Origin of the sequence: uncultured Eubacterium sp. (assembly GCF_937958975.1) — a bacterium.
Taxonomy (GTDB): domain Bacteria; phylum Bacillota; class Clostridia; order Lachnospirales; family Lachnospiraceae; genus Eubacterium_G.
The window spans coordinates 109,865-121,836 of the sequence record NZ_CALGRE010000015.1 but is presented as its reverse complement, the minus strand read 5'-3'; the positions used below and the strand labels follow the sequence as shown (position 1 = coordinate 121,836).

The 11,972-nt window shown below is 35.6% G+C and carries 10 protein-coding genes; all 10 read right to left on the bottom strand.

What is annotated here, in order from left to right; genetic code table 11:
• Positions 1–60 precede the first annotated feature (60 nt).
• A complete protein-coding gene (locus Q5O86_RS02685; protein ID WP_368074729.1) occupies positions 61–2,391 on the bottom strand; it encodes a DNA internalization-related competence protein ComEC/Rec2 in 2,331 nt (776 codons plus the stop codon).
• 112 nt (positions 2,392–2,503) lie between these two features.
• Positions 2,504–3,454 (bottom strand): GerMN domain-containing protein, encoded by a 951-nt coding sequence (locus Q5O86_RS02680; RefSeq protein WP_302625598.1) that lies wholly within the window; start codon positions 3,452–3,454, stop codon positions 2,504–2,506.
• A gap of 24 nt (positions 3,455–3,478) precedes the next feature.
• Positions 3,479–4,933, bottom strand: a complete 1,455-nt coding sequence (locus Q5O86_RS02675; RefSeq protein ID WP_302625597.1) for a cell wall metabolism sensor histidine kinase WalK — start codon at positions 4,931–4,933, stop codon at positions 3,479–3,481.
• Between the two features lie 4 nt (positions 4,934–4,937).
• On the bottom strand, positions 4,938–5,624 hold the full coding sequence (locus Q5O86_RS02670) for a response regulator transcription factor (protein WP_302625596.1): 687 nt from the start codon (positions 5,622–5,624) through the stop codon (positions 4,938–4,940).
• A gap of 12 nt (positions 5,625–5,636) precedes the next feature.
• Positions 5,637–6,263, bottom strand: a complete 627-nt coding sequence (locus Q5O86_RS02665) for a helix-hairpin-helix domain-containing protein (RefSeq protein ID WP_302625595.1) — start codon at positions 6,261–6,263, stop codon at positions 5,637–5,639.
• Between the two features lie 98 nt (positions 6,264–6,361).
• Complete coding sequence (locus Q5O86_RS02660) at positions 6,362–6,790, bottom strand: DMT family transporter (RefSeq protein ID WP_302625594.1); 429 nt, start codon at positions 6,788–6,790, stop codon at positions 6,362–6,364.
• A gap of 67 nt (positions 6,791–6,857) precedes the next feature.
• On the bottom strand, positions 6,858–8,198 hold the full coding sequence (locus Q5O86_RS02655) for a cell wall metabolism sensor histidine kinase WalK (RefSeq protein ID WP_302625593.1): 1,341 nt from the start codon (positions 8,196–8,198) through the stop codon (positions 6,858–6,860).
• Position 8,199: 1 nt separating this feature from the next.
• Positions 8,200–8,886: a response regulator transcription factor gene (locus Q5O86_RS02650; protein WP_302625592.1), complete on the bottom strand. Its 687-nt coding sequence runs from the start codon at positions 8,884–8,886 to the stop codon at positions 8,200–8,202.
• 77 nt (positions 8,887–8,963) lie between these two features.
• A complete protein-coding gene (locus tag Q5O86_RS02645; protein ID WP_302625591.1) occupies positions 8,964–10,592 on the bottom strand; it encodes a Na/Pi cotransporter family protein in 1,629 nt (542 codons plus the stop codon).
• A 189-nt stretch (positions 10,593–10,781) separates the two neighbouring features.
• Positions 10,782–11,969, bottom strand: coding sequence for an aspartate aminotransferase family protein (locus Q5O86_RS02640; protein ID WP_302625654.1), 1,188 nt, complete (start codon positions 11,967–11,969; stop codon positions 10,782–10,784).
• Positions 11,970–11,972: the final 3 nt, after the last annotated feature.

The window sequence follows — 11,972 nt, the reverse complement described above, 5'->3', positions numbered from 1 at the left end:
TCCACCATATTTTTCTCTTCTAAATTATAGTATGTCCCATAAATAATCTCAATGTTTTTCTTAATTATCTTCATGAAAGCAGGAGATTCTCATATTTTCACCATCACTGTTAAATTCAATCTCACCGTTGTCATCCGTTCTCAGTATCCTCGTTTTTATGTTCTCTAACCTTTCTAATGTTTCCTTTCCCGGATGTCCATAACGATTGTTTTTGCCCACAGAAATTATCGTATACTCTGGTTTTATAATTTTTAGAAATTCATTACTTGAAGAATAATTTGAGCCATGATGCGCTGATTTTAATACGATATAATTTTCTTTTACTGCCTGTTTTATTTGTATTTCCTGCTCTGATGAAATATCTCCTGTAAAAAGCACAGAAAATTTGCCATATTTAAGACTTAATACTGTAGAATAACTATTCCTATCATCAGCAATGTATTCCCGTCCCGGATGAATACATCTTATCTCCGTCTCACCAAATTTAAGCACGTCTCCTTTTGTTATATATAGCACATTTATATCTTTTTTTACCGCTAAACTTATAATCTTCTGGTATGCCTCATCTTTCATATAAATATCCGGAAGCACTACATTTCTAATTATTAGCCCATTTAAATCGGAGGCTTCTAACATTTCTTTGAGACCGCTTGTATGGTCTTCGTCTGCATGTGTCACGATTGCATAATCAATTGTATTCTGTCCGTCTGCTTTAATACATGGAGCAATCCTATACTTTCCAACATTAGAAACCGTTGTACTGCCCCCGTCTATCATTAATGTTACACCGTTCTCCGTTCGTATAAAAATACAATCTCCCTGACCCACATCAATAAATTTTATATTGATACCATTTTGAAAATGAATATATACCAGGAAGGAAATAACAAGACAAAATACTCCAAAAGAAATTCTAAATTTTATGTCTGTTTTTCGTTCCTGTTTCAAATGAATTCTCCTGCTTACAAGAACCCTTCCATTTTCCTCTATAGTGTGTTCCTTTACATCATTTCTTTTATCTACTCTTTGTCTGAGGATTACAAAACAATATATGAAAACACTCAAAATAACATAGTATAAAACAACAGACAATATCGAAGGCTTTCCTACAATTATATTAGAAAACGGAATTTTCGCTATTATATTGCACAGAGTGTTATATATTTCAATAATACAACATGCAGGTAAAATAAGAATCTGTCCTGCCGAAACACTTATAAAAACAGTCATACTTCCTAATATTGCCGATATTACCACAATACTCATCAATGGTACAACAACAATATTTAACAGAAAGGAATATACCGGCAGCTGAAAATAATAATAAGCAATTATTGGATTTATAACCAATCCGATGCCCACACTAAACAAAACACTTTTCGCCACTTTAGATTTCAGATTCATTATAACAAATATATGAGGCAGCACAATTGTAATCGCAATCGTGGCAGCAAACGACATCTGAAAGCCGGAATTTACTATAATAAAAGGATTCTGTAGCATTAATATAAGTCCGGTCAACGATATCGCTGTCAAATAGTCGTATTTTCTTCCAAACACATCACCAATTAATCGGAGTGCAAACATCATAAATGCTCTAAGTGTAGCGATTCCCATCCCTGATACAATTCCAAATATTGTTACGAATCCTATAGAAAAAAATGCTGCCAACCCAAAAGAGAATCTTCTCCGTAACATACCATATACAAACATCCCTATAACACTGATATGCAATCCGCTTATAGCGAGAATATGTGCAATTCCCGATACAGAATAAAGTTCTTTAATTTCCTTATTTAACTCTGTTTTATCTCCAACGGTTATCGCCGCAAAAACACCTGCCTTATCCTGATATAATCCGGAAACTATATTCTCTCCCCTTTCATTACATATTTTCGTAAAATTATCTACAATTTTTTCTCTCAATTGAAACAGTCTATCCCATAACCCGTCATACTGTACATCCTTAATTTTACAATCTGCTGCAATAATCCTAGTAAAAATTCCAAGTGACATATAATACTGGCGTGCATCAAAGTTCCCCTTATTTCGTGCTCTCTCAAAATGCTTTATCTTTCCACTTATCTCTACAAGATTTCCAATTTTTATATCAGGATGATTCTCGAAAAAAATAATCGTTTCTCCACAGTCTGTATTATCTATAACCGTTTCTTCTAAGAAAAGCTGATATCCATAATCACTCTGAATTATTTTTCCTGCTCTTCCTTTGGCAATTACATTTTTTTCTTCTAATTCCCACACCCAATCTTTCTGCAACAATTTATATTGACTTAAACAATATCCTAAAAAAATAAATAAAAAAACCACTACAAAAACACTTACATGCTTCTTTGTAATGATTTTTATAATAACCATAACGGGAATACTCAAAAATATAACAAATACCCCCATTTTCAAAACAGCTATTACCTCTCCAAGTACAAAAGCCAATAACAAAATAACTATCGGTCTTTTTATAACTGTTCTCCTTTATTATTTAACACTATTCTTTCATTTCTATAAGGTCAAGATTTCTTATAAATGGCTCTGCCAACGACGTCTCATCATGATATTTCAGCATAGCATCTCCATTTACACTAATCTGAACTTTATGTATTTCATTTAATTCTGACAATGAATTTACAATAGAATAAATCACCAATGTGTTTGATACTGCACTCTGTTCTGTAAGGAAATTTTCTTCAAAATCTACATAACAGATATTGTTTGCAGTGACAATATTTACTAATTTTAGATTCGATGACAAAGTAGCAGTATATCCCTTTTTCTTTGGTCCCCGAATCAACTGCTCGACAATAAACCTCTCTTTTGATTTTTCTCCATATTTTGCGTTCATCAGCTTATATTCTTTTAATTTAGAACCTTCTGAATTGGCAAAATAAAGTGTAAAATCGGCTGTGGCATGGGTATTTGTTCCTCCACCTAAATCAGCAACAAAATCTGAGGCTTTCATTGTTCCCACAAGGCTTCCGTCTCTCTGCCGCAAAGGACTGTCATTTACAGTAAATGCCACATATTCGACTCCTTTTATCTGTGTTAATGTGAGTACAATCGCCGAACGACATAATACCTCTCTCTGAGGTGTCAATTTCGAATAACTCTCAGTAAACTCAATGGTTGCAATCCCGTCTGTAATATCAAATCCATTAATCTCAATACCTGAAGGTATCGCAGCAGAACTTCCATCCTCTTCACCATTATTCGCAAGCTTTTCCAGATAATCTTCCATTATAGACAATGCTTTATCCTGCCTGCTCTCATAATTCTCACTGACCAGTTTTTTTTCTTCTTGGTTAACATAATATATTCTTGTGTTTGCCTTTTTACTGTTATTATCCTTTTGGCATCCTATCAGCCCTAAAGATAAAACAGCACATATAATTATAAAAATAACTAAATTAACATTTCTTTTTATTAAACACTGTTGTTTCATTCAAGCACCTGTTATCTAATTGATTTATGCAATATACTTTAGAGGAATCCTTACAGTAAATGTAGTTCCCTCCCCTTCTTTACTATGAATTTTTATGGAGCCATGATGTTTTAATACAATATCCTTTGTAATTGCCAGTCCCAAACCGGTACCCCCTGTTGCTCTGGACCTTGCCTTATCCACTCTGTAAAACCGGTCAAATACCCGTTTCTGGTCTTCTTCCGAAATACCAATCCCCGTATCTGTCACTTTCAGATAAAAATACTGATGGTCTGAATTTAGTGACGCAGTAACTGCTCCGTCCGTATTATTATACTTTATGGCATTCTCTACTAAATTTGTAGCCACACTCGCAAATTTTACTTTATCCACATCGGCAATTACCGGTCTGAAACTCTCAAAAACAAGCTCTATATTCTTGCTTTCTGCAATCGGTTTTAAACGCTTTAAAACAGTCTCTAATATTTCATTTATATTTACAGATGATATATTAATTTCTGTTTCTGATTTTTCCATCCTTACCAGTTCAAGCAAATCTGTTATGATATCGTTTTCCCTGTCTATCTCCTTACATATATCCTGTAAAAATTCCTGATATAAATCCTCAGGCATTCCCTGTTGTCCAATCAAAGACTCCGCTAAAACCTTCATAGATGTTATCGGGGTCTTTAATTCGTGAGATACATTTGAGACAAACTCCTGCCGGGATTTTTCCTGTGTATTCATTCTGTCCATCATTTTTTGGAACTTTTCACTTATCTCGACAATCTCAGAATAGTCCCTCGTATTTCTTCTTGTTCCTTTTCCCACAGAAATATTTTCAATATTCTCCTGTACCCGCTTTAGTGGTCTGCTAAACAAAACAGAACATACCCACGCAGCCACAAGCGCAAATACTACAAGCAGACAATCTACCATCACAACATAACGTCCCAACGTATCACTAAAAGATTCCACATCTGCTATCGAATAGTTAATATATAACGCACCGATAATATTGGATTTGGTTTTCCCTTCCTCGTTTGGAACTGTTGTAACCAAAGGTATAGCAAACTCTACAAACTTTTCATCCATATTTTTTATATAGATGTTTTCGCCCTCTAAACACTTTAATACACTATCTGAAATACTTGTCTTACCACTTTCACTGCTGTCAGTGTCCTTTAAAATTTTATATTGTGTATTTATAATCTCAATTCTGCAATTATACTCCTTTGACAACTGCTCTATCTGAGTATCCACAACCTCTGACTGTAAATTTTCGATATAACCTTCACTCACAATACTATTTTTCAGCATTGTATTATTAGATTTAAATCGGTCGATTTTTTTGTCTATAAATCCGGTTGTTGACATTGCCATAATAAATATACTCAATAAAATGGTCGGGACAATAATAGAAAGAGCAACAACTGCAAAAACTCTAAATTTCAAACTTTTTATTTTTTTTAAAATTTTATGAACTGATTTCTTTTTCATTTATCTATCCCTGAAAATAATAACCCATTCCCCATTTTGTATGAACGTATTCCGGTTTCGCTGGATTTTCTTCTATCTTTTCTCTTAATCTTCTAACATTTACATCCACAGTTCTCGCATCTCCCGGATATCTGGAACCCCAAATAATTGTCAAAAGCTGTTCTCTTGAATAAATCTTACCAGGGTTTTCAGCCAACAATTTTAAAATGTCAAACTCTTTTACCGTAAGTTTAATTTCAATATCTTCTATGTATAAACGTTTCGCTTCAATATCCAGCTTCATTTTTCCTGATGTTATAATCTTTGGCTCCTGTGGTGCACTGGCATTTTTTCTTTTATTTCTTCTAATAATGGCCTTAATTCTTGCCTTTACTTCAAGAATATTAAAAGGTTTTGTAATATAATCATCTGCACCATATTCAAGGCCTAAAATCTTATCCATATCATCACCTTTTGCAGTCAGCATAATAATCGGCATATCCGAAAACTCTCTTATCTGCTGACATACTTCATATCCTGATAATATAGGAAGCATTAAATCTAAAAGAATAATGTCATATTCTGTTGCCTGTGCTTTATCTACAGCCTCCTGACCATCATACGCACAATCTACTTCATACCCTTCCTGCTCTAAACTAAATTTCAGTCCCTTTACGATTAACTTTTCATCATCAACTACTAAAGCCTTCATTTATTATCCTTTCTAATTAACTGTAATATTTGAACGGATATTTGAAAATGTAGAATCACCTATTCCTGAAACATTTTTAATTTCTTCTATTTTGGAAAAATTACCGTGTTCCTCTCTATAGGAAACAATCGCCTTCGCTTTTGTCTCCCCAATTCCCGTCAATTGCATCAGTAAAGCAACATCTGCATTATTAATATTAATCTTTCCTTCATTTATTTTGTTATTTTCTATCAAAATGTTTTTTGTTTCATTCTGTATGATTTCGGCATACTGCTCTTTGGTAAATACCTTTATATTTTGACCGTCAACGACAGTCTCTGCCTGATTTAAACAATCTTTTCTGGCGGACTTTATCATACCACCTGCAAGCTTGATTACCTGAAACACACGGCTGCCTTCTTTTACAACATATACTCCGGGCTTTTTCACAGCTCCTGAAACATAAACATAGATATCGCCTGTCCTTGCAGCCGTTTTTTCCTGCATATCTTTTGTACTTTCTTCTATATTCACACTTTTTTCTGTCAAAGATACTTTATTTATTTGTTTATCGCATCCACACGAAAATATCATACACAAAAAAGTATTTGTTATCATTACAGTTAATAATATCAATTTCTTATTTAATTTTTTTAACATTCACCCTCCATTTGGAGTTTCCCCATGAATGTCTACTATTAATTATACAAGAATAAAAAAAGTTGGCAACACTCATTTTCACTAATTTTTAATTTATTTTAGCGGTGAAAAATATAAATTCCTACAATTGCAACCAATGCGCCCACAGCCTTATTCCATTCAAATCCTGTTTTTTCTACTCCAAAAAGTCCAAATACTTCAATTAAATATGCAACAATAATCTGGGAAACAACGATTAAAAGGACAGCCTGCGCCGGTCCTAAGCTGTTCATACTCTTTATGACTGTCAATGTAATAAAAGCACCAATCACACCACCTAACAGCATGTATTTATTGTCCATATGGAACATTCCCATTACATTTTGTCTTCCTGTTACAAACCAGGCAATAATACACACCAAAAAGGCTGTCAGCTGTACCCATGAGTTTGCCGCCCACATACTGCTGCTTTTCGTGACCCCCGTATTAAATACACCCTGAACGCTCATAAGTGCTCCTGAAATTAATGCAATAATAAATCCCCACATAAACCTTTCACCTCATCGTTTTTGATAATCATATCATTTACAATGATTCCATTTTTATGCATAATTCTCATTTTTTATCATGATACTTCATAAACACTACAGAGATAATCGTCCCCTGTCCAATTTCACTATCAATTTCAATTTCTGCATTATGCTGCTCTGCAATATGTTTTACAATGGCAAGTCCCAACCCGGTTCCACCGGTCTTTTTTGACCTTGCTTTATCTACTCTGTAAAACCGCTCAAAGATACGCTCCTGTTCTTCCTGCGCAATTCCAATTCCATCATCTTTTACCCGCAATATCACTTTTTCTTTCTTCTCATATACAGAAACCCACACATGCCCTCCCGGCTTATTATATCGTATAGCATTATCACACAAATTAAATACTATCTCCTGTATCATTTCCTGATTTGCCTCAATAAAACAATTCTTTTGAATTTCTTTCACTAAAATTGATATATCATGTTTATCTGCATTCATTTGCAGCATCTCTACACAGTTATGTGCTTCTTCGCTTAGATTCACCCTAATTTTATCCGTATCTCCTCCCATCACATCTAATTGAGACAACTCAATAATATCATTAATTAATGACAATAACCGAATAGAACTCTTATGAATTTCACTGGCAAAATGTTGTATATCTTTTTCCTTTGCCATCCCTGTTTCAATTAATTCAGCATAACCGGAAATAGAGGCTAAAGGTGTTTTTAACTCATGGGACACATTCGCCGTAAAATCCTGTCTCATTTTTGCACTTTTCTTTAAATCTTTATGCTGACTGTGTATCTTATCTAAAAATGGCTGTATCTCCTCATAACTTTCTGAAAGTTCCTCATCTTCTAAATTCTGTGCCATTTGCTCAATAGGCTCTACAAGCCTTTTTGCTAAAAGCCGCGCTACTACAATACAGATTACAACCGCTAAAAATAATTCGGCAATCAAAACCGGTAAAATTCTGACACAAAACTGCCAGATACTTCCTACCTCTTTTGCCACTCTGATTACCTGGCCACCATCCATCTTTTCAGCGTAATAATATGTCGTCTTATCAAAAGTTCCTGACTTTCGAATCGCCTCACCGGAACCATATTTCAATGCTTCATGAACTTCCGGTCTGTCTCCATGATTCTCCATTGTTCCAATATCTGCATTGCTATCGTATTTTACCTCTCCACTGTTTCCAACTACAGTAATCCTTAAATTATCGATTTGAGGGTCAAAATCTTTCTCTATATATTCTAAAACAGCCTCTGTTGTCCTCAAAATATGAACATGCGTTTTCAAATCATCCATAACCTGTTCACGAAATAAGCTATAAAAAATACCTATCGTAACACTCATTGTAAGCAACATCATGATTACAGAAATTGTGGTCATTCTCGTATATAATTTCTTTTTCATTTCATTTTCCCTTCCTGTAGTTCAATGTGTATCCCACATTTCTTACAGTCTGTACAAGGCTTCCTTTTTCTCCCATTTTCTTTCTTAATGTCTTTATATGCATATCCAGTGTCCTGGATTCCCCTTCATAATCAATTCCCCAAACTCTGTCTAAAATGCGGTCTCTCCGCAAAACAATTCCCGAATTTTGCATTAACATCTTTAAGAGTTCATATTCTTTAAAGGTCAACTCGCATGGAAGATTGTCGATTACTACCTGATGTTTTGCATCATCCATGATAATTCCATCAAACTCTAAAATCTGAGAAGAATTATCCAGATTTGCCCGCCGCAACATTGCCTTTACTCTGGATATCAGTTCCATAATTCCAAAAGGTTTCGTCATATAATCATCTGCTCCCTGGTCTAACCCCTTCACCTTATCCATCTCAGAGGCTTTTGCTGTGACCATAATCACCGGAATTTTTGATGTTGACACATCCTCTCTTAAATCCTTTACAAGACTGAGACCATCTCGGTCCGGAAGCATTATATCCATAACAATTAATGCCGGATGTTCCTGTTGCAGCTGATTTTCAAACTCCTTTGCCGTACTGAATGCCATAACTTCATATCCCGCATTTTTCAATGCGAATTGCTCTATTTCCGCTATATTTTTGTCATCTTCCACGATATAAATTTTTTTCATTTTTGTTCCTTTCCTCGTCACTGATACAAAAATGCGAGAAATCCGCTTTGCCGACCTCTCGCATTTATTATAAGTTTCTATTGTTTTTCCGGTAAAATTGAGTATGCAATATTCGTCGCATGGTCTGCAATTCTCTCAAGACCAATTACTAAATCCGTAAAAATAAGTCCTGCCTCAATAGAGCATTCCTCTGCTGACATTCTTCTGACATGTCCTTCCTGACAGTCAATCTGCATCTGGTCAATTGTATCTTCTAATACATTAATTTCATCAAAGCATGATTTATCCATAGTAACAAAAATATTTACCGCTTTGTCATAAATCTCCAGCACCTTATTATACATATCGGCAATTTCCTTACCGCCTTCTTCAGAAAAACTAATTTTATTACTCTTTTCCTTTATGGCATCATCCATAATATTAATCGCATGGTCGCCGATTCTCTCAATGTCAATCACCACATGAAATAACCCTCCGAGTCTTGCTCTATCCTTTAACGGCAACTCATATTGGTTCGATTTAACCATGTATTCAGTAATTCTATGACTTAAATAATCAATATATTTTTCTCTTTTATAAATTTCTTCTGCCTGGCTCTTATCTATTTTTAAAAGCGCTCTCATAGATGCCTGAAGATTCTCCCTCACCATCAGAGACATTCTCTCTATCTCCTGCACGATTTCAACCACAGCAGTAGATGCAGTCGGAGAACCCGTACTTCCAATGTACTTTAGCACCATCTCATCTTCATCATGTTCTTGCCCTTTAGACTTGATAACCTTCTTTGACAGTTTTACTAACTGATTGCTGATTGGTAATGCTATTAATGTCATTACTACTTTGAAAATCGTATCAGAGTTTGCCACAAAACGCTGTAAGTTGCCTTCACCTGAAATGGTACTGATAGCTTTAAACAATGGTTCACCTGCCAATGCCAATACGATTGACAACACAATCATTCCCACTACATTAAACATAACGTGGATAAATGCAGTTCTTTTTGCCTCTTTATTACTGTTCATAGCTGCCATAACAGCCGGTGTACACGCTCCAATATATGCACCAAGCATAAAATACCAACAGGAAAACGGCTCCACAAGTCCTGAACCCGCCAAAAGCACCAATACGCTGACTGTAACGGATGAACTCTGTACAATAATTGTAAGAATCAGACCAAGTACCAAAGCGATTACCGGATTTCCCAACGATTGAAATAACTCCACTAACTGTGGAAATTCAGGAACCAGCGCCAACGCCTCTGTCATTAATTTAATTCCCTGAAATAATGCTCCAAAACCGAAAATAACAGATGCAACTTTTTTCAATAATGGTCTCTTGCCAAACATTAAAATGACTGCACCGATAAATAATATAAACGGTGCTGCATCTGTCAACTTTAAGGATACCATCTGTGATGTGATTGTCGTTCCTATATTCGCACCAAATGTCAGTCCTACAGACTGTTCCAGTGATAATATTCCCGCATTTACAAAACTGACTTCCATAACAGTAGTGGCGCCCGATGACTGTATAAATGCGGTAAACAATGCTCCAAAAACTACAGCAATATACTTATTCTTTGTGCATCTGTCTAAAAAGCCTCTAAGTTTCTCACCTGCTGCCTGCTGTAAGCTTTCACTCATATACTTCATTCCAAACAGGAACAAAGCCAATCCGCTGAGCAATGCAATAATCATCTCGTACATAATTTAATTTTCTCCTAAATAACTTTTTGAAACGATTCAGAGCCCCAATCATTTTTCTTCTGAATGATTCTGCCTTTTCATATTATTAGACTTTCCATACCCTACCATAACATAACAGGTATATGTAAAGTCTATGTAAAATTTTAACATACATTTTACTTTTGTACCAGTAGGAGCGTTTCCATATGCTTATTTACCCAATACTGTCCTCAATATTTCTATCATTTCATCTACATGCTCTCTCGTAATAATCAACGGCGGCACCATTCGCAGAACATTGTTGCCCGCTGAAATTACAAGTAATCCCTTTTCCATTGCTCCGTTTACAACATCTGCTACCGGACTAGTTAATACCAATCCCTGCATAAGTCCTTTGCCACGTCTTTCTAAAACATTGTCAAAATCCTCTACCAGCCTTTCTAACTGTTCTTCAAAATATCCGCTGATTTGACTTACATGCGCCAGAATATTGTTCTCCTCAAACAGGTCAAACACCTTACTCACCGCCGCCGTCGCCAAAGGATTTCCACCATAAGTTGTGCCATGGTCTCCCGGAACCAGACTGTCGCAGCATTTTTCTCCCGCCACAAAAGCTCCTACCGGAACGCCACATCCTAAAGCCTTTGCACAGGTAATGATATCCGGTACCACATTATAATGCTCAAACGCAAACATCTTTCCTGTTCTACCCATACCACACTGAATTTCATCACAAATCATTAGAATATCATTCTCATCACAGATATTTCTAATTCCTTCCATAAATTCTTTTTCTGCCGGATAAATACCTCCTTCACCCTGCACCGGTTCCAAAATAATGGCACATGTCTTTTCGCTCACCAAAGCCTTAACACTATCAAGATTATTAAACTCTGCATATTTTATTCCCGGAATCATAGGTCCGAATGGTTCCTGATAATGTGCATTTCCGGTCAATGCCAATGCCCCCATTGTTCTTCCGTGAAAAGAATGCTTCATAGCAATTATCTCGTATTCGTCTGCTCCATTTTTATCATACGCATAACGCTTTGCCATTTTTAGAGCTCCCTCAATTGCCTCAGCGCCACTATTTGTAAAAAATGCCTTCTTTAACCCCGCCTTTTTCACAAGCTTTTCTGCCGCCTCAATGGAAGGAACATTGTAATAAAGGTTGGAAGTATGCAAAATCTTATCTACCTGCTGCTTCAACGCTTCTTTATAAGCATCATTGCTATACCCCAATGCCGAAACCGCAATACCGGCAGCAAAGTCAAGATACTTTTTTCCTGTCACATCATAAACATAAACATCTTCACCTTTCTCAATAACAACCGGAAATCTGTTGTATGTATGTATAAAATATTGTTCTCCTAAATCCATATATTCTTTCTCTGTCATCAT